This is a genomic window from Streptomyces sp. PCS3-D2, from assembly GCF_000612545.2.
Taxonomy (GTDB): Bacteria; Actinomycetota; Actinomycetes; order Streptomycetales; family Streptomycetaceae; genus Streptomyces.
Window position 1 is genome coordinate 7,316,613 of record NZ_CP097800.1, and the last position, 20,665, is coordinate 7,337,277.

Genomic DNA, 20,665 nt, shown 5'->3' on the forward strand with positions numbered 1-20,665 from the left:
GAGGGCCTACGGGCCGAGGGGGTGGGGCCGCGGGGCGGCCGGGCCGGGGACCGGGTACTCGCCCGCCCACCAGGCCGCGGTCGCCGCGGGGAGCACCCCGTCGGGGCAGGGGCCGCTGGCGAGCAGCGGAGTGCCGGGAACCGGCGCGGGCACCGGCTCCGTGCCGAAGTTGACCGCGCAGACCAGGCCGTCGCCGCGGGCGATGGCCAGTACCTGCGCGGGTGCGTCCAGCCACCGCAGGGTGCCCTCGCCGAGCTGCGGCAGGGTGCGTCGCAGCTGGAGTCCTTCGCGGTAGAGGTGCCAGAAGGAACGGGTGTCGGCGAGCGCGCGGTCGGTGGCGTGCTCGGCGAACCAGTCGGGCTGCGGCAGCCACGGCTTGACGCCGGCCGTCTCCTGGCTGAAGCCGAAGGGCGAGGCGTGCCCGGACCAGGGCAGGGGGACGCGGCAGCCGTCCCGTACGTGCTTGCGGCTGCCCGTGCGGCGGAAGATCGGATCGGTGAGGACCTCGTCGGGCAGGTCGAGGACTTCGGGGAGGCCGAGCTCCTCGCCCTGGTAGACGTACGCGGCGCCGGGCAGGGCGAGCATCAGGAGGGCCGCTGCGCGGGCGCGGGCCGCGCCCAGCCCGCTGCCCTCCACCCCGGGCTCGCCCGCGTAGCGGGTGACCGTGCGGATCTGGTCGTGGTTGTTGAGGACCCAGGTGACGGTGGAGCCGGTGCCGGCGATGTCGCGCATCGCGTCGGTGATCGTCGTGCGGAAGGCCTCGGCGTCCCAGGGCGCGCTGAGCAGGTCGAAGAAGAAGGCCTGGTGCAGCTCGTCGGGGCGGACGTACTCGGCGTGCTCGCGTGCGGTGGGCACGGACACCTCGCCGACCAGCAGCCGCTCGTGGCCGTCCCGAGCGGTGTACTCCTCGCAGACCGCGCGCCACCGGCGCCACACGCCGTGCACCTCGGGCTGGTTCCAGGCCAGCTGGTTGACGGCGTCGCGGGCCCGCTCGTCCGCTCCGGGGTCGTCCGAGTCGGGCAGCTCGGGGTGCTTGAACAGCCCGGCGGCGACGTCGATGCGGAACCCGTCGACGCCTCGGTCCAGCCAGAAGCGCAGCACGCGCTCGAAGTCGTCGCCCACGACGGGGTCGCGCCAGTTCAGGTCGGGCTGCTCAGGCGTGAAGAGGTGCAGGTACCACTCGCCGGGAGTGCCGTCGGCCCCGGTGGTCCGGCTCCACGCCGGGCCGCCGAACATGGCGCGCCAGTTGTTGGGCGGCTCCTCGCCCTGCGGACCGCGGCCGGCGGCGAAGTGGAAGCGGGATCGTGCCTCGCTGCCGGGGGCCGCGGCGAGCGCTTCGCGGAACCACGGGTGCGCGCTGGAGCAGTGGTTGGGGACGATGTCGAGCAGCAGTCGGAGTCCGAGCCGGTGGGCGTCGGCGACCAGCCGGTCGAACTCGGCGAGATCGCCGTAGACCGGGTCGACGCCGCAGTAGTCGGCGACGTCGTAGCCGTGGTCGTGCTGCGGCGACGGGTAGAAGGGGCTGAGCCAGATGCCGTCGACGCCGAGCTTCCTGAGGTAGGGAAGTCCGGCGCGGACGCCGGCGAGGTCGCCGACGCCGTCCCCGGTGCTGTCGAGGAAGCTGCGGACGTAGACCTGGTAGATCACCGCGTCGCGCCACCACGGGGCGGAAGGGGCGGCGCTGCGGGAGGGGTGACCGGTACCGGCCGGAAGGGTGCTGAGCATCTCGCGTCGACCTGTCTTTGAATGCGAGAGCGCCCTGGATCAGGTGCGCTGTTATGCATGCATGTTAAGTAGCGGCGACTGGAAGATGTCAACGATGTGTCCAGAAACGGGTCAAAGCTGGGGTGGTTTGTCCGTGAGTCGCCGTGTATGCGAAAGAGGGCTTCTACTTAACATGTAAGTAGAAGCCCTCGGAGAGATGCGGAAACGTGATCAGCCCGTGCGGGCAATGGCCGCGAGCTCGCGCGCCAGCCGCTCCACCGCCTCGTCAGGCGTCTGACGCAAGGCCAGGACGTCCTGCCCCACGGCCTGCACGGCGAGGCTCACCTGGTCATAGCGCGGGCTTTTGGGGCGCGGTGCCGCAGACAGCACGCTCTGCCGCAACGTCGGCAGATAGGGATACGCGCGCACCAGCGCGGGATCCTCGTACAGCGCGGCGCGCACCGGTGGCAGCGCCCCCTCGGTGAGGACCCGGCGCTGCACCCGTTCACTGGTGAGGTACGAGATGAGGTCGGCCGCCGACGCCGGATGGCGGGCGTGGGCGCTGACAGCCAGGTTGGAGCCGCCGAGCACGCTGGTGCCGGGCCCGTCCGCTCCCGGCAGCGGTACGGCGCCGAACCTGCCCGCGACCTCCGACCCGGCCGCGCTCGCGTCCGCGTACACGTAGGGCCAGTTCCGCAGGAACAGCAGCCGTCCGTCCTGGAACGCCTTCCGGGACTCCTCCTCCTTGTAGCCGAGCGCCTCGCGGGAGATCCATCCCTCCCGCACCCCGTCCGCGAGGAATCGCAGTCCGGCGCGCGCCCCGTCCGAGTCCACGGCGACCTGGGCGCCTTCGTCGCGCAGGATCGCGCCGCCCGCCGAGTGCACGGCCTCGGTGACGTTGACGGTGAGCCCCTCGTACGGGAGGAACTGGCCCGCGTAGCCGTCCAGCCCGTGGAGCGGGGCGAGCGTGCGCGCCTGGCGGGCCAGTTCGGACCAGGTCCGCGGGGGCTTCTCGCCCGCCAGGTCCAGGATGTCCTTGCGGTAGTAGAGCAGGCCCGCGTTCGTGACGTACGGGACCGCGTACAGTCGTCCGTCGAAGGTCGCGGTGTCCACGACCGGCCGCAGGAAGGCATCCAGCGGGAACCGGTCCCGATCGAGCGGTGAGATCCATCCGGCGGCCGCGAACTCGGAGGTCCAGGCGACGTCGATGTTCAGCACGTCGAACCGGTCGCGGCCGGACCGCAGCTCGCTGATCATCTGGGCCCGGGTCTCGTCGGCCGAGTCGGGCAGTTCGACGAGCGTGACGCGTTCGCCGGGACGGCTCGCGTTCCAATCGTCGAGGACGGGGCCGAGGTAGTCGGTCAGGTCGCCCGCCGTCACGAGCGTCAGGGGGCCTCGGGCATCGGAGGCGGCAGTGCCCGCGCCGGGGCGTACGCCGAGACCGGCGTACCCGGCCAGCAGGACCGCTGCGACCAGGAGAGCTCTACCCGCGGCACGCATCCACCGCATAGATTCCTCCCAGAACACGATCCGGCTGCACTGCCGACCATCGTGGCCTATATATACCCGTTAGGCATGGGCGATACTAGACGTCCAGGCGGACAAGACGGACTCCGGCCACATCCGGCCGAGCACCAGTGAACGGTTGACTACGGAGCGGGAAGGAGGGGCCGAGTGCGGCTGGCGCTCCTTGCGCTCCTCACCCGTAGCCCTGCGCACGGTTACGAGCTCAAGCAGGACCTTGAGAAGCTCCTGGGCGCCGCGTACCCTCAGCCCAACGTCGGCCAGATCTACGTCACCCTCGGAAGGCTGGAGAAGAGCGGCCTGATCGAGGGCGAGGACGTCGAACAGTCGGGCCGCCCCAACAAACGCACGTACAAACTGACGGACGCCGGGCGCGAAGCCGTACTGGCGTGGTTCGAGGACACCGCCGAGGAACCCCGCGTCCGGGACGAGTTCTTCATGAAGCTGGCGCTCGCACCGCGCTCGGGCCTGGCCGATCCGATCGCCCTGATCAACAAGCAGCGGCGCCAGTACCTCAACACCATGCGGGACCTGTCGAAGCTGGCCGCGGCCGAGGACCGCGACAACAAGATCTCCCAACTGCTGATCGAGGGCGCCATGCTGCACCTGCAGGCCGACCTCGACTGGCTGGAACGCTGTCAGGAGGAGCTGGAATGAGCGACGACGCCACGGCCGCTCCGGCCGTGCCGCCCGCCGTCCGCCCCGAGGTGCCCCTCGTCCGCGCCGAAGGCCTGACCAAGACGCACCACGGCGAAGGCGCGCCGGTGCCCGCGGTACGCGGTGTGGACCTGTCCGTCCAACCCGGGGAGTTCGTCGCCGTCACCGGACCGTCCGGAGCCGGCAAGTCCACACTGCTGCACCTGATCGGCGGGCTCCAGCGGCCCGACGGCGGCCGGCTGTGGCTCGACGGGGAGCGGGTCGACGCATACCGCGAGGCCCGCTGGGCCGTGCTGCGGCGCCGCAGCATCGGCGTCGTCTTCCAGTTCTTCAACCTCGTCTCCAACCTCACCGTCGCCGACAACGTCGAACTGCCCGCCCTGCTCGCCGGCGCCTCCCCGAAGGCCGCCCGCGACTCCCGCGCCGAACTGCTCGCCGAGCTCGGCCTCGAAGGCCGTGAGCGGTCCATGCCCGGAGAACTCTCCGGTGGCGAACAGCAGCGGGTCGCGCTCGCCCGCGCCCTGGTCAACCACCCCCGGCTGCTCCTTGCCGACGAACCGGCCGGCAGCCTCGACAGCAAGGGCACGCGTGAGGTGCTGCGGCTGCTCACCCGGTTCCACCAGCGCGGACAGACGATCATGATGGTCACGCACGACGCCCGGATGGCCAGCGCCGCCGACCGCGTCATCAGCTTCTTCGACGGCCGCATAGCCGACGACGCACCGCTCGGCGGCGGACGCCCCGGGCCGGCCGGCGGCGTCACCGGCGTCCTCGAACTGAAGGAGTGAGCGTGCGGGCCACCCTGCGCTGGGCGCAGGCCGACTTCCGCGCACACCGCGGCGAAGCCCTCTTCGTGGTCCTGGCCAGCGCCGGGGTCATCGCCTCGCTCCTGCTGGCCGGCGCGCTCTTCGGCTACGCCGCGAACCCCTGGCAGCGGGTCTTCAACCAGTCCCACGGTGCCCACATCTGGCTGCACACCCGCGCCGGTGCGGACACGGGGGCCCTGTCGGGTGTGGAGGGGGTCCAGGCACTGGCGGGGCCCTACCGCACGGCGGCGACGACCGTCGAGTCCCGCGGGGCCCGGGCCGGGGTGACGCTCCGCGCCGCCCCGGCGGAGCCGCCGCGAACCGGACGGCCGCTCGTCGGCGCCGGCAGCTGGCTCACCGCGCCGGACGCCGGCGGGGGCCCGGACGCCGGATCCGTTGTCCTGGAGACCTCGGTCGCCCGTGCGCTCTGGGCGGAGCCGGGCGACACCGTACGCGTCACCGGGCCGGACGGCGCCGTGCACCTGCTGCGGGTGAGCGGAACCGCCGACGTGGCCGAGCCCCGCTACCAGCCCGGCGGCGTGGCGGGCATCGGCTGGGTGCTCCCCGCCACGCTCGACGGGATCGCCCGTGCGGACACCGGGCAGAGCGTGGGGCTGCGCCTGGAGGACCCGGCCGACACGGACTTCATCGTCCAGCGAGCGGTCACCGTACTCGGCGCCGACCGGGTGGCCGAGGTCACCAAGTGGCAGCAGGCTCGCGCCGACGCGGGCGGCGACGACCGGCTCCTGGGCGCGATGTTCGCCGTATTCGGCCTCGGCGCCCTGCTCGCGGCCGCCCTGGCCGCGTCCGGCGCGATCGGCGCCCGTGTCCGGGGCCAGCTGCGGGACATCGCCGTGCTCAAGGCGATCGGCTTCACCCCCGGCCAGGTCGCCCGTGGCTTCCTCGTGCAGCACCTGGCCTTCGCGCTCCTCGGCGTGGCCCTCGGCACCACGGCGATCGCCCTGCTCGGCGCCCGCATACCGGGGCGGATCGGGGAGGCCGCCGCCGTGTGGCAGGACCTGCCCGGCCATGCCGCTTTGATGATCGGCATACCCGTCGGCGCGGTGCTGCTGATCGCGGCCTCCACGGGGCTCTCGGCCTGGCGGGCCGGACGGGTGCCACCGGTGCCGGTCGCCCGGGCCGCACTCCCGTCCGCCGCCCCGATGACCGCGCTCGGCAAGCGGGCGCTCGGCGTGCGGGTCCCGCCCGCCCTGGTCCTGGGGTGGCGCGCGGCCTTCCCCCGGCGCGGACGGACGCTGGTGCCGGTGGCGCGGCTCGCGCTTCCGCTGGTGCTCATCACGGTCGCCCTGGTGGCTTGGTCGACCCTGGACCAGTTCCGCAGCCGGCCCGCGCAGATGGGGCTGGCCGCGGCACTGACCGTACGCGCCGAGCAGCCCGCCGGGCCGTCGGACGCGGAGCTGGAGGGCATCCTCGCGTCGGCCGAGGACGTCGAGGCCGTCCACCCGGCCGCCGAGATGGCGGCGCTCGTCCCCGGACAGACCGGAACCATCACCCTGCGCGGCCTCGGCACGGCGCTCCGGCCCTACCCCTCCGCGGTGGTCGAAGGGCGCGCGGTCGCCGGCCCCGACGAGGCGGTGGCCGGGCAGGGGCTGCTGGACCTCCTCGGCGTACGGGTCGGCGACTGGGTACGGATGACGGTCGGCGGACGGCCGCAGATCCTGCACCTCGTCGGCCGCACCATCGAGCCCGAATCCGGCGGCCGGGTGATCACCACGACCCTCGACGCGCTGCGCGAGCGCGACCCGCAGCTGCGGCCCGCCTACCACGCCCTGGAACTGCGCGAAGGCGCCGACCCCCGATCGGTGAGCAGCGCCCTCGCCGCTGCCGCCGGAGCGGCCCTCGACATCCGCGAGACGCCCAACCCGGCGGACCGTCTGGGACCGGCGCGCGGGGTGATCGGTGCCCTGATCGCCGTACTGGCCCTCATCGGGCTGATCGAACTGCTGACCCTGATCGGCACCGGTGTGCGCGACCGGGGCCGCGACCTGCTCGCGCTGAAGGCGATCGGGCTCACGCCCCGGCAGATCGGCGCGATGATCGTGACGGCCGCCGGCCTGACCGCGCTCGCGGCCGCACTGGTGGGCACGGCCGTGGGTGTCCTGTCCGGCACCTGGCTGGTGGACACCCAGGGAGCGTCGAGCGGCATCGGCGCGGGCATCGCCCAGCTGCCTCCGCTGCCGGTGCTGCTGACGGTGATCGCCGGATCGGTGGTGGGCGCGGTGTCGGCGGCCGCCCTGCCCGCGACCCGAACGGCCCGGCGCCGCTTGGCGGACTCGCTCAGTGAGACCCTCTGAGCGGCCAGACCCTCGGCCGGCTGTAGTCCGTGGTCAGGGGCCACGGACTACAGCCGGCCGCCGCTCATCCAGAGTCGGGACATCGCATCGGCCAGGGCGGGGTACCGGGCGGCCTCGCAGAGCATTTCCGAGAGCACGAGCATTCCGTAGGCGGTGCTCTGCGGATCGCAGTTCTGGTGCAGCCGGATCACGGCGAGGCTCAGGGCCCGGCGTCCGATCAGGATCCCGGCGCGCCGGACGGCGGCAGCCGATTCCAGGTCGGCGCGGGCCCCGCCGAACGGCAGGGTCTCCGTCCGGTGGAGGCCCTGCGGTACCGCCGAGTCGCGCACGTGGTGCACGTACGAATCCGGTGGGGTCTGTCCGTTCTCCACGAGCTTGCGGAATCCGGCGATGCGCAGGCTCGTATTGCGGGGGCGGAGTTCGATGAAGAGCTCGACGAACAGCCCCCGCAGTCCGATGCGGAGCGGAAGGAACGGCATTTCCCCCTCCTTGCGCCCGGCGCCGCCGAAGAATCCCTGCCCGTCTTCCGCCTTCGCCCGGATGGTCGAGGTCAGGGAGCGGTACTCGTGGGCCGAGGCCTGCGCGGGAGAGAACAGGATGGGCATCAGCATGGCCGGCCTGCCGGGGAAGAGGTCCGGGAACCGGACTGGGCGACAATGGTCCCGCCGCAATCGCTCGGGCCGGACTCAGACATACGCTCACCGCCTTCGCCGTCATTCCGACCACCGACGGGTTCCGCACCCTCATCGGGGGTCGGGTTCGGTCTGATGCGATCCTTTCTAGTCGTTCGTTGACGGACCAGGAGAATTGTTGGCTTCCCCTGCTAAGAAATCAGCGCGGGGAACTCGGGCGTCGAGCGCCGGATGTTGCTGAAGGTCTCTCACTCATGCCGGTGATAGGCCTTGTTGGCGATGCGCCAGCCTTCGTCGACGCGGACCAGCAGGAAGACGTCGGTGAACGTGGCCGCACCGTGGCGAAGCGTCATGGTCGCGGTAGCGACGGTGCCGTGGACGCCGACGGTGTCGATCCGACGGGACCGGGCCGCCTCGTCGGGAGCAGGCCGGCCGGGGAAGAGGGCGCAGTAGTCGTCCAGGCGCCACGAGACGAACGCGCCGTCCCGGATCCCCTCGACGTGGGCGGTGGGCAGGAACGCCTGCCGGAAGTGGGCCGGGTCGCCGGTGGCGTGTCCGCGGACGTAGGCGTGGAGCGGTGCGAGCACGGCGCCGGGCACGGCGGGGGAGTCGGCGGCAGCTTCGCCACCCAGGTGGGCGGGGTCCGTGTCATGAGCGTGCGGTGAGGTCATGCGCGCCACACTGGTGCACCGTGACGGCTTCGACAAGCGAAGATGTCGCAGGTCAGCCCTGCGTGATGCGCATACCGGCTGGTTCGCGGTACGAGCCCGCGCCCCCTCGCCCGGTCCGACGCGGAGCCCGCAGGAGTCGGCGGGGCGCACGGGACGGGCTGCGGGCGTTGTGGTCGGAGGCCGGCCGGAGGACGTCTCGCGGCCGGTCTCAGCGCGCGAGGGTGTAGGCGGTCGGGTCGGACTTGTAGGGCGCGAAGCCGGCGTTGTCCTTGCAGCCGAGCCGCTCCCAGGTCTTCTCGTTGGTGACCGGGTCGGATCCGGTCAGCCGGTACTTGCACGCGCCCTTGATGAAGTTGCCCCCGACGCCGCCGGGGAAGTCGATCTCCTTGTTCCACAGGTACGGTGACTGGTAGTTGTTCACCCGCGCGGTCGCGTTCACGTCGATGCCGCCGGGCGCGTAGATCTCGTACACCCAGCCGGTCTGCTCCGCACCGTAGGTGGCGAACCTCTTCGCCACCGATACGTCGCAGCTGGTGCTGAGGTGGGCGCTGAGCTGGCCGCCGCCCTTGACGATGTACTCCGCCAGCGGGGTGAGCCGGTCGCCCCGGGGCGTGAACCCGGTGCGGAAGATCTCCTCGACGGTCTCCCTGGTGTCGCCGCGCCACAGCGTGTTGACGTCATTGCGCCACTGCCAGCGCTCGTTGGACGCCTGGGCCGCGACGGAGCGGGCGATCTGCGGAATGGTGGTGGTGCGCCACCAGTCGACGGCGCGGTACTCGACCACCGGTCCACAAGGGGTGGTGGTCTCGTCCTCCGCCGCGGGCGCCGCCGAGGCGGACGGAGCGAGGGCGGCGGAGAGCAGGAACGAGGCGGCGAGGACCGGGAGAGCGACCTTCAGCATGACGTGACGACCCATCAGGCGAACGGTGGGGTGAGCGACATCACCTGTATATAGAGGGCCGTGCGCCACCGGGCATGGGCGGGCGGACGATCCACTCGCATGGGTGGATCAGTCATATCGGGATCGCGGCCACCGCCGCGAGCAGGGCGGACATGACGTTCAACAGGAAGGGGTGGCCCTCCTGCGCGGTGGTGTCGATCCGTCGCCACGCGAACGGTGCGACGGATCGACACCCCGCTGTCCGGGTCTTGCGGGACGGGGTCAGTCGTTGCGGATGCTGAGCAGGTCGCCGGGTTGGCAGTCCAGTTCGCGGCAGACGGCGGTGAGGGTGGAGAAGCGGATCGCCTTCGCCCTGTCGTTCTTGAGGATGGAGAGGTTGGCCACTGTCACCCCGACCCTGGTCGCCAGTTCGGACAGGGTCATGCCGCGCTCGGCCAGTAGTCGGTCCAGGTGGACCTGGACCCGATGTTTCTCTTCCGGGGGCATCAGACCAAACCCTCCGTGTCGGCGCGCAGCTTCGTTCCTCGTCGGAAGACTTCTCCCAGCCCCAGGACGAGGAACGCCAGCAACACGTACTCGCCGGTGAAGGTGACCGAGAACGGAACCTGCTCGGCCATGGGGGTGTCACTCACCAGCACCTCCGTGGTGAGGGTCTCCAGGACCGGGGCGAGGAGGGCGTGCACCAGCACCGCGAGTCCTATGACGCTGAGGCGGCGCGCGTTCACCAGCACGAAGACGTCGCCGCCGCGCAGGGTCCGGGCCATCGTGAAGAGGAGGGCCAGGACGAGGAACAGGAGCGCGCTGTCGACGATTTCCGGCACGGCCAGCAGCAGGCGCTGACCCAGGTCCGGGTTGGCGAAGACGAGTTCCGCCCGGTGGGTGCCGGTGAGAGTCATGCCGTGTCCCGTCACCGCATCGGTCACGATTGCCGGTACTCGGGTCGCTGTCGCGGCCTCGACCTCGCGGGTGTCCATCGGATCCATCAGCCCCGCCACTCCGAGGGCCGGAAACAGCACGCCGAAGGTGCCGACCAACAGGGCAGCCAGGCCCAGAGCTGCCTCCAGCAGCCGGCTGTCGGTCTGGCTCCACCAGGACTTGGCGTCCATGAATTCCCCTCACCCGCTCTGCGCGTATCAGCGTATCGTTTATCAATAGCATCGATAAACGATACGCAGCCTGTCAAGGAGGGGCGCCTGTGCAGCGAGCCTGTGCAGTCCAGCGGTGACGCGATCTCATTCGGCCGACACCAACGTGGGACGGACGCCGGAAGGCGGGTAGGCGCCACCCATGAACACGGAAGCCCTGAGCCCCGCGAAGGTCGCCCCTACGCTGAACGCAGCCTCCGGACGGTGGCTGACCACCCTGAACCGCATCGAACGGAGCACCCTGGCCGATCCGGCGATCCGCATCCTCCAGCGGGGGATCCGCTCGCTCCCGTTGGGCGGGACGAGGGACCTGCTGAAGGGCGCGCCGCTGGGGCACCCACTCCACCCCGTCCTCGTGCAGGTGCCCATCGGATGCTGGCTCTCCGCCGCGGTGCTGGACTCCGTCCCCGGCGAGCGGCGCGCAGCCACGACCCTGACGGCCGTCGGCCTCGCGGGCGTGGCGCCGGCCGCGATCGCCGGCTGGGCGGACTGGGCCGACCTGCCGCCCGAACAGGCCCGGACCGGCCTCGCCCACGCCGTCTCGAACGCGGCGGCCGTCAGCTGCTACGCGGTCTCCCTGGCGGCACGCCTGAGCGGCCACCCCGCGAAGGGCAGGCTGTGGGGGTGGGCCGGTCTGGCGGCGGTGGGAGTCACCGGAGCCCTCGGCGGCCGCGTCGCCCACCGGAGGGCCGGCGGAGCCCGTCCCGCCGCCTAGGGTCCGTCCGAGCCGGGCCCGTGGTCCCGATCAGCGGCCCCAGCGCAGCGCAGGGGTCTGCACGGGGGCGTCCCACAGCCGGAGGATTTCCTCGTCGGCCCGGCACAGGGTCACCGAGCACCCCGCCATGTCCAGCGACGTCACGTAGTTGCCCACGAGGGTCCGCGCCACCGGCACGCCCCGGTCCGCCAGCACGCGCGCCACCTCGGCGTGGAACCCGTACAGCTCCAGCAGGGGTGTCGCACCCATCCCGTTCACCAGGGCCAGGACCGGCCCGTCGGCCGGGGCCACGGCGGCGAGGTCGTCCAGTACGGCGCCCACCGCGAACTCCGCGATCTCACGGGCGGACATCATCGGGCGGCGCTCCCGGCCGGGCTCGCCGTGGATCCCGATGCCGAGTTCGAGCTCGCCGTCCGGCAGGTCGAAGGTGGGACTGCCCTTCGCGGGCGTCGTGCAGGCGCTCAGGGCCACGCCGAAGCTGCGCGACGCCTTGCCGACGCGCTCGGCCACGGCGGCGACCCGGTCGAGCGGAGCGCCCTCCTCGGCGGCCGCTCCGGCGATCTTCTCGACGAAGAGCGTGGCTCCGGTGCCGCGCCGGCCGGCGGTGTAGAGGCTGTCGGTGACGGCCACGTCGTCGTCGACCAGTACGCGCTGGATCCGGATGCCGTCCTCCTCGGCGAGTTCGGCGGCCATGTCGAAGTTCAGGACGTCCCCGGTGTAGTTCTTGACGATGAGGAGCACTCCTTGGCCGGAGTCCACGGCCTTGGCCGCCCGCAGCACCTGGTCGGGCACGGGGGACGTGAACACCTCTCCCGGACAGGCGGCGGAGAGCATGCCGGGCCCGACGAAACCGGCGTGCAGGGGCTCGTGCCCGGAGCCGCCGCCGGACACCAGGCCGACCCGACCGCCCTCGCGCGCCCCCTTCCGAACGACGACCCGCGCTTCCGGGTCCACCTCCAGGTCCGGGTGGGCGGCGGCCAGCCCGCGCAACGCATCGGCTACCACGGTCTCAGGGCTGTTGATCAGCATTTTCATGTCTGTCTCCCGGTGTGCTGGCAGGTGGCTGTGCGTCCAGTGTCGGGCAGTGGGACCGCCGGACACCGGATATCGGCGCCCGGCGGTTCCTGGTGCCCGTGACGCGACCCTGCCCGCCACGGGGCGTCCCGGCGCGTCGAACGGCCCCTGGCCGCCTCGACGCTCCGCAGTCAGGAAGGGCGGTGCCACCGCTGTTGTTCACGCCTCCGGACCCTGATCACGTAGAGGTCGACCAGAGCCACGAGGGCGAGCAGGAAGCAGCACACGGCGAGAGCCGTGTAGAGGCCTCGCGGGGGGCTCGCGGTGCCCGTCGCCCCGGACCCGAGAAGCAGCATGAGGACGCCGATCAGTGCGAAGAACGGCGCGAAGAGCAGGGAGAGCAGGCGGCGGAGCCGCAGATCGCTGCGGGCCCACCGGGGTTCGCTGCCGTCGTGCCGCCAGCGAGTGGCTGCCGCGCGCGCGTGCCGGTCGGCCGCCCGCCCACTGCGGTAGTGCTGGTGCCGGTGCTGGGATGCCATGACGATCGCCCTCCTGCTGACGAGGGTCCGGGTGCGCGGGACCCGACGGGCGGCGGGCCGGTGCCTCGTCCGTCCGCTCCCGGCGTGGGTCTCCTGCCCGGGGCGCGGCGGCTCACACCCGCCTGACGGGCGCGACGAGCCAGCGCGCCCGCCCCGGGGTTCACTCCGCGGCACCGGGCGGCCGCTGTCGGGGCTGCCGCGTGGTGGGCTCCCCGTCGGCGGCCGGGGCGCCGGGGACCTCGGACTCGGCCCCGGGAACGGGGGTCGTGGACTCCGCCGGTGCCGCCGCGGGTGTGACCCCCGCCTCTGGGTCCGATGGCCGGCCCGGTTCGGCTTCCGGCTCCGGCCTTCCGTCCTCGTCGGAAGGGGACCGCACATGCACGATCACCGTGTTCGCCACGGCCACGAGCGGGACGGCCACGACCGCACCGCCGATGCCCGCGACCAGTCCGCCGGTGGCGACGGACAGGGCGACGGCCAGCGGATGGATCCGGACGGCCCGCCCGAGGATGAACGGCTGCAGGACGTGCCCCTCGATCTGCTGCACGAGGAGCACCACCAGCAGGGTCATCAAGGCGGTGAAGACGCCCTGGGTGACCAGCGCGACGATCACGGCGAGCGCGCCGGAGGCGATGGCGCCGATCAACGGTACGAACGAGGCCAGGAAGATCACCACGGCGATGGGGACGGCGAGGGGGACGCCGAGGAAGTAGATCCCGATCCCGATGAACACGGCGTCGATCAGGGCCACGATCAGTGTCCCGCGGATGTAGGCCGTGAGCGTCCGCCAGGCCGGTGGGCCCGCGCCGGCGACGCGGGGCCGCACGGCGACCGGCAGCAGCCTCAGCGCCCACTCCCACACCCGCCGCCCGTCGTAGAGCAGGAAGAGCGTGATGAACATCGCCAGAAGCATGCCGGTGATGACCTCGATGAGGACGGTCACTCCCTGGAGACCGGTGGAGGTGATCTCGCTGGTGCTGGTGCCGATGGCATCGCTCAGCCGCTCGGTGACATCGTTGATCTGCTGCTCGGTCACGTGGAACGGACTGTCGAGGAGCCACCGCTTCAGTTCCGCGATGCCCTCCTGAAGCCGATCGGACAGGCTGTCCAGGTTGTCGAGCACCTGCCATACGACAAACCAGCCGATCAGCCCGAGCGCGCAGAACCCGCAGAGCGCCGTGACGACGGTGGCGAGCCCCTGGGGGAGCCCCCGACCGCGCAGCCGGGCGACCGTCGGCTGGAGCAGCGCGGTGACCAGCAGCGCGGCGACGAAGGCCAGCGCGACCAGCCGGACGGAGCCGATCACCCGCATCACGACCCACACGGCGCCGGCGAGAACCAGGAACCGCCAGGCGACCTCGGCCGCGACCCGCATGCCCCAGGGCACCGCACGGGACGGGTCCGGAACCCGCTCCGGTGCCCGGGCCGGGCGTGAGCGCGCCGCCCGCGCCCGCTCGGCCGCCTCCTCGGCGTCGTGTCGGGCCAGCGCCTGCGCACGCCGCTCACCGACCGCGGTCGCGGCGCCCCTGGCACGGCCGAACACGTCACGGATCCAGGTCATCCTCGGACCTCCCTCCGCCCCGTTTGACCGTCTGCCCCGGTTTCGGTCCGGTCAGACGAGCGGGACGGCAGGAGGTGTGGCCGGGGGCTTCCGCTCCTCGTCCGTCCGCGCCGGGTGGTCACCGGTGTCGGCGCGGGTGCCGGACCGCGGCGGCCCACGGAACCGGCGCCCCAGCGGCCGCGCCTCGGGCATCACCCCGGGAACCGGCCCGTGGAGCGCAGATGCCAGCGGCGCTCGGCATAGGCCAGGTCGTCCCGCCACAGCCGGGCCGCCGCAGAACGCATCACCGGGCGAAGGACCGGGGCGGCCCAGCGGGCGAACAGGAAACCCGGCCGGTCGGAGGCCGCCACCACGGCCTCGGTCACCGCCGTGCGGGGACGGCCGAGCGCATCCGGCCCCAGAGGCGTCGCGTGCGTCTCCACCACCGAGCCCGCGCCTTCGCCCTCGGTGATGCGCATGACGACGGTACGTGGTTCCGGAGCGGTGAAGACCGCCCGCACCGGTACCACCAGCCGCCCGGCCACCTTGAAGGAGACGGCGACGGTGAAGCGGTCCTCGGCGTCGTCCCCGCCGGGCGAGCCGACGACCGTGAGATCCACGAACGAATACGGGTGGAACCAGGCCCCGTGCCATGGATCCAGGCGATTGGCCACGATGTCCTCGGGTTCGCACAGCCCCGTGCCCTCGTACACCGCGGTCACCCCCCGAGCCGGAGCAGGCCGGACCGGTACCACGGGGGCGTCGAGCGGTTCCTCCCCGCCGACCTCGTCGAGCCGCACCCACAGGAGGACGCCGTCGTCGAAGGCCGGCAACGGCTCCCAGCCCGCGAACGACGTGCCGTCGAGAGCGAGTCCGTGCCAATGACACACCAGCGTTCCGCACCGGACCGGGCTTTCCGCGAGGGGTGCCCCGAGGTGCGGACAGGCACCCGGGCCGGCGCGCAGCCGCCCGTCCGTACCGCGCCAGAGCACGACCTCCCGGTCGGCCACGGTGCGGGCCACGGGGCGGTCACCGCCGAGTGACGAGGACGCCCCCACGACGAACCAGTTCCCCGACGGCCGGGCCTGCGCCCGCTTCAGCGCCTGCGCGATCAGGCTCGGCCTGGCGGCGCGCCAGGTCGGCTGCTGCTGCTCCCACGGCACGGGTCTGCGGCGCAGCGACAGCGGCAGACGGGCCCGCCATGCCGAAGGATCGGGCTTCATACGACCTCCTCGGACACCGGCCGGGCCGGTCCGGCCGGCGGCACCGGCGGCACCGGGGGTGCCTGCACCGGCGCCGGCGCTCCGCGCCGACGGCGGTGGCGCAGCCTGATGGCCGTCAGCCGGGCCAGTGCCCCCGCCGCGACCGCGGCGCGCTTGCGGCGCGGCACCACGGCACGGCGGTGCAGCACCGCATAGCCGTCCCGGGCGACGGCGTCCAGGATGCTCCCGTACAGGACGTACGCGGTGCGGATGCAGGGCCGGGACACCGGATCGAGCAGGGCGAGGCCGGGTTGCGCCTCCCGGTAGACGCCGCGGGTCAGTGCCCCGAACTCCCGCAGAGCGGCCAGGACACGGCGGTCCTGCCCGCCCGTGTCCCGGCACCGGTGCAGCAGCTCCCGGTCGACCCCGTGCGCGGCCAGCAGGTCGGCCGGCACGTACACGCGCCCACGGTCGAGGTCCTCGCCGACGTCCCGCAGGAAGTTCGTGAGCTGGAAGGCGACCCCGAGCGCTGCCGCGTACGGCTCGGCCTCCTCGCGCCGTACCACCGTGCCCAGCACCGGAAGCATCTGCAGTCCGATCACGGCCGCCGAGCCGTGCATGTAGCCGTACAGGTCCGCATAGGTGGGATAGCCGGTCACCACCAGATCGGACCGCATCGAGGTCATGAAGTCCTGGAAGAGGCGGTGATCGATGGCGTATCGGCGCGCCGTGTCGGCCAGCGCCGCGACCACCGGCTCGCCGCCGCCTCCTTGCCGCAGCCCCTCGTCCAGACACCGCTGGAGCGCCGCCAGCCGCGCACCGCGCAGACCGTCGTCCGCACCGCGATCCGTCGAGTCCACGATGTCGTCGGCCCACCGGGCGAACCCGTACAGCGCGTGCACGGCGGGCCTGCGCTCGACGGGGAGCAGGCGGGTGGCCAGGAAGTACGTCTTTCCGTGCGCCGCGTTGAGCTCGCGGCAGCGCCGGTACGCCGCGCGCAGCACCGGGTCGGTGATGCCCGCGGCGTCGAGTTCGCGCCGCCCGGTCACCGCGCCGCCCCGCTGACCCGGGCCGAAGCGCGCCGGACACCGCCCGTGATCCTGGCCGCCGCCAGCTTCCCCGACACCAGGGCGGTGGGCACGCCCACGCCGGGGGTGGTACCGCAGCCGGCCAGGACGGCGTTCGATGTGCCCCGCACCAGGTTGCGGGGCCGGAACGGACCCGTCTGAAAGAAGGTGTGGGCGGCCGAGAAGGGGGTGCCCGCCGCATGCCCTTGACCAGCCCAGTCGGCCGGCGTGACCAGGCATTCGTCCTCGATGGCGGACGAGATACCGTCCAAGCCGCGCCGTTCCAGCTCGCGCAGCAGGTCGTCCCGGTAGCGGGGGCCCAGTTCGCCCCAAGCAGCCCCTGAGGGGCCGATGTCGGTGTTCGGACAGGGGGCGAGGACGTAGTGCAGATGGCGACCCGGCGGGGCGAGCGCCGGGTCGGTGGCCGTGGGCCGGGTGATCAGGAGGGACGGATCGCCCATCAGCCTTCCCTGTCGGGTGAGTTCGTCGAAGGTGCTCTGCCAGGCGGCACCGAAGGAGATCGTGTGGTGGGCCAGCTGCGGCCATGTGCGGTCCGTTCCCGCGTGCAGAACGACGGCGGAGGGGGAGTGCCGCAGCCGCACCGGCCTGCGAGGCCGACGGCCGAGGAGCCGGTAGGCGACGGGCAGGTCCGGCGTGAGGACGAGAGCGTCGCAGGGGATGCGGTCTTTCGCGGTGACGACGGCGGTGATCCGCTCCCCGGAGCGCTCCAGCGCGGTCACCGGCTCGCCGAACCTCAGCTCCGCGCCCGCGCCGGCCGCCGCGTCCGCCATGGCCTGAGGCAGGGCGTGCATGCCCCCGCGCGGGAAGTACACGCCGGCCACCGTGTCCATGTAGGCGATGACGGCGTAGGCGGCCAGCGCCCGGGCCGGCGGCACGCCGGCGTACAGGGCCTGGAAGGAGAACACCCGCTGCAGCCGCTCGTCCTTCAGGAAACGGGCGATGCGCCGGTCCAGCCGCCCGAAACCGCCGAGCGCCGCCAGCCGGGCGAGGTCACCGGTCAGCAGGTCCAGCGGTGAGTCGAAGTTCGCGTCGATGAACCGGCGCATCTGTACCCGGTAGAGCCGCTCCAGCCAGGCGCGCAGCCGCAGGTACCCCGCCGCCTCACCGGCTCCGGCGAACCGCTCGACCGCTGCCGCCATCGCCTCGCCCTCGGTGTGCACGTCCAGGGTGCTGCCGTCGGCGAACGACGCCCGATAGGCCGGGTGCAGCGGGATCAGCTCCACCCACCGGTCCAGTCTCTCGCCGACCGCGGCGAAGGCTTCTTCGGCGAGGCCTGGCATGGTCAGCACCGTCGGGCCGGTGTCGATCCGGTAGCCGCCGCGCAGCAGCCGTCCCGCCCGCCCGCCGGGCAGCTCCTCGCGCTCGACGACGGTCACCCGGCGCCCCGCGCCCAGCAGGTGCAGAGCAGCCGACAGGCCGGCCAGGCCGGCGCCGACGACCACCACGTGGTCCGTGCGGCCGCTCACGGTCCGGGTCATCGCCCGCCCTCCGCCGCGCCGGAGGCCGTGACGGCGGCGGACGTCGGACCCGAGGGGGCCGGCGGATCGTCCACCGAGCGGGAAGCCGCCTGGGCGGTCAACAGCCCGCGCAGCCGGCCCGCGGCGTCCGCGGTGAGCCCGGCGCCGTCGAAGTGACGCATGCCCTGGGCCGACAAGCGCTCGATCCTCGCCTCGACCGCCGCTCGGGCGCCCGTCCGCACCAGCACCTCCCGTACCTCGTCGAGGCCGTCGTGCGAGAGGTCCTCCTTCCCGAGGGCGTGTTGCAGCACTTCCAGAGCCCGCCGGTCGGCCGCGGCCTCGGCGCGCGCGACCGCGAGCGCGGCCAGATAGGTCGGCTTGCCCGTGCGGATGTCGCCCCCGCAGCTCTTGCCGGTGTGCCGTGGATCGCCGAAGACGTCCTCGAGGTCGTCGCGCAGCTGGAACGCCATGCCCACGCAGCGCCCGGCCGAGCACAGGGCCCGCCGGGTCCGGCCGTCCGCGCCCGCCACCGCCGCACCCAGCGCCAGAGGCCGTTCGACCGAATACAGGGCGCTCTTGAGGCGGGCCGCCCGCAGGGCCTGCGCCGGCGAGCGCGACCCGGTCAGCTGGCCTCGGAGGTCGAGGAACTGACCTGCCACCATCTCGGTGCGCATGTCGCTCCAGACCTCGCGCACGACGCTCGCCGTCCACGGGTCGAGGGCCGCTTCCGCCATCACGTCGTCCGCCCACGCGAGGGCCAGATCACCGGCCAGGACCGCGACCGCCTCACCGAAGCGGGCGGCGCGGGCCGGTGCCGCGACACTGCCGCAGCCGTCCCGCACGTCGGTGTGGAGAGCCGGCCGGCCGCGCCGGAGCACCGATCCGTCCATCACGTCGTCGTGCACCAGGGCACAGGTCTGGAGCAGTTCGAGCGCCGCGCCGATGCGCAGGGCGGCCGCGGCCGTCGGCCCGTCGTCCCCGCCGCAGGCGCGCATCGACCACCAGAGGAGCTGCGAGCGGGTGCGTTTGCCGCCCTCCCGGGTGAAGCGTGCGACGCGCGCGGCCAGTTCCCCGGCGAACTCGGCGTCCAGCACACCGGACCGGGTCAGCCGGTCGCCGAGCACCTGCTCCAGCGCGCTCCCGATCGCGGCGGGCACGTCCACATCCACGGCCGCGGGGTCGACCGCCGAGGCGATCCCGTCCCGGGCAGGCGAGCCGTGCCCGGTGCCGACGCCCGCCGAGCCGGTCGGGTGGCGCCGCGCAGCGGACCCCGAGGGGGCCACGAGGCGGGGGACGGGCGGCGGTGCGGCCGCGGTCTGGTCCTTCGCCTGGGTGCGGCGCATCCCGGTTCCTCTCGTCGTGGTGTCGATCGCTCCGAGCGTGTGTCTTCGGTCCTTTCCCGTGATACGGATGCGGTCCGGAGCGGATACCCGAACGCGCGGGATTGCCGTCGTGCGGACGCACCTGATCAGGTGACCTCGGCACCAGAGCGCATCCGATCGCACCCTCCGACGGGAAGCCCTGCCCAGGAACGCCGAACCGGGGATGGAGGCAGCGCCGTGCTGAAGGCGGACGTGGCGGTCATCGGGGCGGGCGCAGCCGGCCTGTCCCTGGCCCACCGGTTGAACGGACACGGCGGCCCGGCCCCGTCCGTGGTCCTCATCGACCCCCCGCCCGGTCCGCTCCGGCCCGCCCCCCGCACCTGGTGCTTCTGGGAGTCCGGCCACGGCCGCTTCGACGCCGCGGTGCGATCACGATGGAGCCACCTGCGCGTGAGGCCGCCGGCCGGCCACGCGATCGAAGCGGACATCACACCGCTGCGGTACAAGATGATCCGCTCCGACGACTTCGAGTCGCTGGTCGGGCAGGACCTCGCGCACAGCTCCAACGTCCGGCGCCTGGAGGCGACCGTCGACACCGTCGAGGAGGCCCCGTCCGGGCCCCGGGTCCTGTTGACCCGCGCCGACGGCAGCGGGGATGCCCTGGAGGCCCGCTGGGTGTTCGACTCGCGTCCGCCGGGAAGCCTTCCGGCCGCCCGGACCACCATGCTGCAGCACTTCCGCGGCTGGTTCGTCCGGACCTCCCGGCCCGCCTTCGACCACACGACCGCCGAACTGATGGACTTCCGCACACCGCAGCCCGCCGAGGGGCTCTCCTTCGGCTACGTCCTGCCCACCGGGCCGCGGGAGGCGCTCGTCGAGTACACCGAGTTCTCCCCGTGCGTGCTCACGGGCAGCGGCTACGAGGCCGCGCTGCGGCACTACACCACGGACGTCCTGGCCCTCGGCGACCTGGAGATCCTGGCCACCGAGACCGGCCTCATCCCCATGACGGACGCCGCCGTACCCCAGCGGGTCGGCGCTTCGGTGTTCCGGATCGGCGCCGCCGGCGGCGCGACCCGCCCGTCCACGGGCTACACCTTCGCCGGACTCCAGCGCCAGACCCGGGCCGTCGCCGCCGCGCTGCGGCAGGGTCGCGACCCGGTGCCCCCGGCCGCCCACTCCTCGCGGGCCCGTGCCATGGACGCGGTCCTGCTGCGCGCCCTGGACACCGGCCGGGTCGACGGCCCCGACCTGTTCTGCCGGCTCTTCACCCGCGTCCCCCCGTCCCGGCTGCTCCGCTTCCTCGACGGCCGCACCAGCCTGCTCGAAGACCTGTCCGTGGGCCGCCACGCCCCCGTCGGCCCCATGTTGCGCACCGCCGCCGAACTGCCCCGCCTGCCCCGCCGCCCCTTCCCCTGACCCTCGACCGCGCC

At 73.1% G+C, this 20,665-nt stretch carries 18 protein-coding genes and 1 pseudogene; 5 read left to right on the plus strand and 14 right to left on the minus strand.

Translation table 11 applies throughout. The features are described 5' to 3' along the window. Positions 1 to 6: 6 nt before the first annotated feature. Both AW27_RS32775 and AW27_RS32780 read right to left on the minus strand, forming a co-directional pair. Complete coding sequence (locus tag AW27_RS32775; protein ID WP_078556528.1) at positions 7 to 1,725, minus strand: glycoside hydrolase family 13 protein; 1,719 nt, start codon at positions 1,723 to 1,725, stop codon at positions 7 to 9. Between the two features lie 210 nt (positions 1,726 to 1,935). Then, positions 1,936 to 3,213 (minus strand): ABC transporter substrate-binding protein, encoded by a 1,278-nt coding sequence (locus AW27_RS32780; RefSeq protein WP_037922484.1) that lies wholly within the window; start codon positions 3,211 to 3,213, stop codon positions 1,936 to 1,938. Positions 3,214 to 3,378: 165 nt separating this feature from the next. On the opposite strand from AW27_RS32780, the gene AW27_RS32785 reads away from it, so the two are divergent. The 3 genes from AW27_RS32785 to AW27_RS32795 are packed head-to-tail and all read left to right on the plus strand — an operon-like array spanning position 3,379 to position 7,006. Further along, a complete protein-coding gene (locus tag AW27_RS32785) occupies positions 3,379 to 3,885 on the plus strand; it encodes a PadR family transcriptional regulator (protein ID WP_037922486.1) in 507 nt (168 codons plus the stop codon). Continuing rightward, positions 3,882 to 4,673, plus strand: a complete 792-nt coding sequence (locus AW27_RS32790) for an ABC transporter ATP-binding protein (RefSeq protein WP_052030712.1) — start codon at positions 3,882 to 3,884, stop codon at positions 4,671 to 4,673. Before AW27_RS32785 ends, AW27_RS32790 begins: the two co-directional genes overlap by 4 nt. Before the next feature lie 2 nt (positions 4,674 to 4,675). Continuing rightward, positions 4,676 to 7,006 (plus strand): ABC transporter permease, encoded by a 2,331-nt coding sequence (locus tag AW27_RS32795; protein ID WP_037922489.1) that lies wholly within the window; start codon positions 4,676 to 4,678, stop codon positions 7,004 to 7,006. 47 nt (positions 7,007 to 7,053) lie between these two features. On the opposite strand, the gene AW27_RS32800 is transcribed toward AW27_RS32795, so the two are convergent. The 5 genes and pseudogenes from AW27_RS32800 to AW27_RS32820 form a co-directional block, all read right to left on the minus strand. Continuing rightward, positions 7,054 to 7,617 carry a ribosome-inactivating family protein gene (locus AW27_RS32800; RefSeq protein WP_037922492.1) on the minus strand — a complete coding sequence of 188 codons (564 nt, stop codon included), beginning with the start codon at positions 7,615 to 7,617 and terminating at the stop codon, positions 7,054 to 7,056. A 269-nt stretch (positions 7,618 to 7,886) separates the two neighbouring features. After that, positions 7,887 to 8,246 (minus strand): annotated as a pseudogene (locus AW27_RS32805) (nuclear transport factor 2 family protein); the annotation flags it as partial. Between the two features lie 271 nt (positions 8,247 to 8,517). Then, entirely contained in the window at positions 8,518 to 9,225 is a 708-nt protein-coding gene (locus AW27_RS32810) for a scabin-related ADP-ribosyltransferase (RefSeq protein ID WP_037922496.1), read from the minus strand. Positions 9,226 to 9,471: 246 nt separating this feature from the next. Beyond that, complete coding sequence (locus AW27_RS32815) at positions 9,472 to 9,696, minus strand: helix-turn-helix domain-containing protein (protein ID WP_037922498.1); 225 nt, start codon at positions 9,694 to 9,696, stop codon at positions 9,472 to 9,474. Further along, positions 9,696 to 10,316 carry a DUF2975 domain-containing protein gene (locus AW27_RS32820; RefSeq protein WP_037922501.1) on the minus strand — a complete coding sequence of 207 codons (621 nt, stop codon included), beginning with the start codon at positions 10,314 to 10,316 and terminating at the stop codon, positions 9,696 to 9,698. Before AW27_RS32820 ends, AW27_RS32815 begins: the two co-directional genes overlap by 1 nt. A 181-nt stretch (positions 10,317 to 10,497) precedes the next feature. Here AW27_RS32820 and AW27_RS32825 point away from each other — a divergent pair, with 181 nt between their 5' ends. Continuing rightward, positions 10,498 to 11,070: a DUF2231 domain-containing protein gene (locus AW27_RS32825; RefSeq protein WP_052030715.1), complete on the plus strand. Its 573-nt coding sequence runs from the start codon at positions 10,498 to 10,500 to the stop codon at positions 11,068 to 11,070. 30 nt (positions 11,071 to 11,100) lie between these two features. Here the strand turns inward: AW27_RS32825 and dhaK are convergent, their stop codons facing one another. The 7 genes from dhaK to AW27_RS32860 form a co-directional block, all read right to left on the minus strand. Further along, positions 11,101 to 12,105 carry a dihydroxyacetone kinase subunit DhaK gene (gene dhaK, locus AW27_RS32830; protein ID WP_037922503.1) on the minus strand — a complete coding sequence of 335 codons (1,005 nt, stop codon included), beginning with the start codon at positions 12,103 to 12,105 and terminating at the stop codon, positions 11,101 to 11,103. Between the two features lie 170 nt (positions 12,106 to 12,275). After that, entirely contained in the window at positions 12,276 to 12,623 is a 348-nt protein-coding gene (locus AW27_RS32835) for a hypothetical protein (protein WP_037922506.1), read from the minus strand. A 160-nt stretch (positions 12,624 to 12,783) separates the two neighbouring features. Further along, on the minus strand, positions 12,784 to 14,184 hold the full coding sequence (locus AW27_RS32840; RefSeq protein WP_078556534.1) for an AI-2E family transporter: 1,401 nt from the start codon (positions 14,182 to 14,184) through the stop codon (positions 12,784 to 12,786). Between the two features lie 191 nt (positions 14,185 to 14,375). After that, positions 14,376 to 15,386: a Rieske (2Fe-2S) protein gene (locus AW27_RS32845; RefSeq protein WP_037922511.1), complete on the minus strand. Its 1,011-nt coding sequence runs from the start codon at positions 15,384 to 15,386 to the stop codon at positions 14,376 to 14,378. Next, on the minus strand, positions 15,383 to 16,414 hold the full coding sequence (locus AW27_RS32850) for a phytoene/squalene synthase family protein (RefSeq protein ID WP_037922513.1): 1,032 nt from the start codon (positions 16,412 to 16,414) through the stop codon (positions 15,383 to 15,385). The genes AW27_RS32845 and AW27_RS32850 overlap by 4 nt, the downstream gene beginning before the upstream one ends. Further along, on the minus strand, positions 16,411 to 17,931 hold the full coding sequence (gene crtI, locus AW27_RS32855) for a phytoene desaturase family protein (RefSeq protein ID WP_037922516.1): 1,521 nt from the start codon (positions 17,929 to 17,931) through the stop codon (positions 16,411 to 16,413). Before crtI ends, AW27_RS32850 begins: the two co-directional genes overlap by 4 nt. Next, a complete protein-coding gene (locus tag AW27_RS32860) occupies positions 17,928 to 19,253 on the minus strand; it encodes a polyprenyl synthetase family protein (protein WP_037922519.1) in 1,326 nt (441 codons plus the stop codon). Before AW27_RS32860 ends, crtI begins: the two co-directional genes overlap by 4 nt. Positions 19,254 to 19,469: 216 nt before the next feature. Here AW27_RS32860 and AW27_RS32865 point away from each other — a divergent pair, with 216 nt between their 5' ends. After that, the gene (locus AW27_RS32865) at positions 19,470 to 20,651 is read left to right on the plus strand and encodes a lycopene cyclase family protein (protein WP_037922523.1); all 1,182 of its coding nucleotides are present in this window, start codon (positions 19,470 to 19,472) and stop codon (positions 20,649 to 20,651) included. Positions 20,652 to 20,665 lie beyond the last annotated feature (14 nt).

Bases quoted from the DNA above. Each gene is read 5' to 3' on its own strand.
- AW27_RS32775 (WP_078556528.1), bottom strand. From the start codon at position 1,725: ATGCTCAGCACCCTTCCGGCCGGTACCGGTCACCCCTCCCGCAGCGCC.
- AW27_RS32780 (WP_037922484.1), bottom strand. From the start codon at position 3,213: ATGCGGTGGATGCGTGCCGCGGGTAGAGCTCTCCTGGTCGCAGCGGTC.
- AW27_RS32790 (WP_052030712.1), top strand. From the start codon at position 3,882: ATGAGCGACGACGCCACGGCCGCTCCGGCCGTGCCGCCCGCCGTCCGC.
- AW27_RS32800 (WP_037922492.1), bottom strand. From the start codon at position 7,617: ATGCTGATGCCCATCCTGTTCTCTCCCGCGCAGGCCTCGGCCCACGAG.
- AW27_RS32810 (WP_037922496.1), bottom strand. From the start codon at position 9,225: ATGGGTCGTCACGTCATGCTGAAGGTCGCTCTCCCGGTCCTCGCCGCC.
- AW27_RS32815 (WP_037922498.1), bottom strand. From the start codon at position 9,696: ATGCCCCCGGAAGAGAAACATCGGGTCCAGGTCCACCTGGACCGACTA.
- AW27_RS32820 (WP_037922501.1), bottom strand. From the start codon at position 10,316: ATGGACGCCAAGTCCTGGTGGAGCCAGACCGACAGCCGGCTGCTGGAG.
- AW27_RS32825 (WP_052030715.1), top strand. From the start codon at position 10,498: ATGAACACGGAAGCCCTGAGCCCCGCGAAGGTCGCCCCTACGCTGAAC.
- dhaK (WP_037922503.1), bottom strand. From the start codon at position 12,105: ATGAAAATGCTGATCAACAGCCCTGAGACCGTGGTAGCCGATGCGTTG.
- AW27_RS32835 (WP_037922506.1), bottom strand. From the start codon at position 12,623: ATGGCATCCCAGCACCGGCACCAGCACTACCGCAGTGGGCGGGCGGCC.
- AW27_RS32840 (WP_078556534.1), bottom strand. From the start codon at position 14,184: ATGACCTGGATCCGTGACGTGTTCGGCCGTGCCAGGGGCGCCGCGACC.
- AW27_RS32845 (WP_037922511.1), bottom strand. From the start codon at position 15,386: ATGAAGCCCGATCCTTCGGCATGGCGGGCCCGTCTGCCGCTGTCGCTG.
- crtI (WP_037922516.1), bottom strand. From the start codon at position 17,931: ATGACCCGGACCGTGAGCGGCCGCACGGACCACGTGGTGGTCGTCGGC.
- AW27_RS32860 (WP_037922519.1), bottom strand. From the start codon at position 19,253: ATGCGCCGCACCCAGGCGAAGGACCAGACCGCGGCCGCACCGCCGCCC.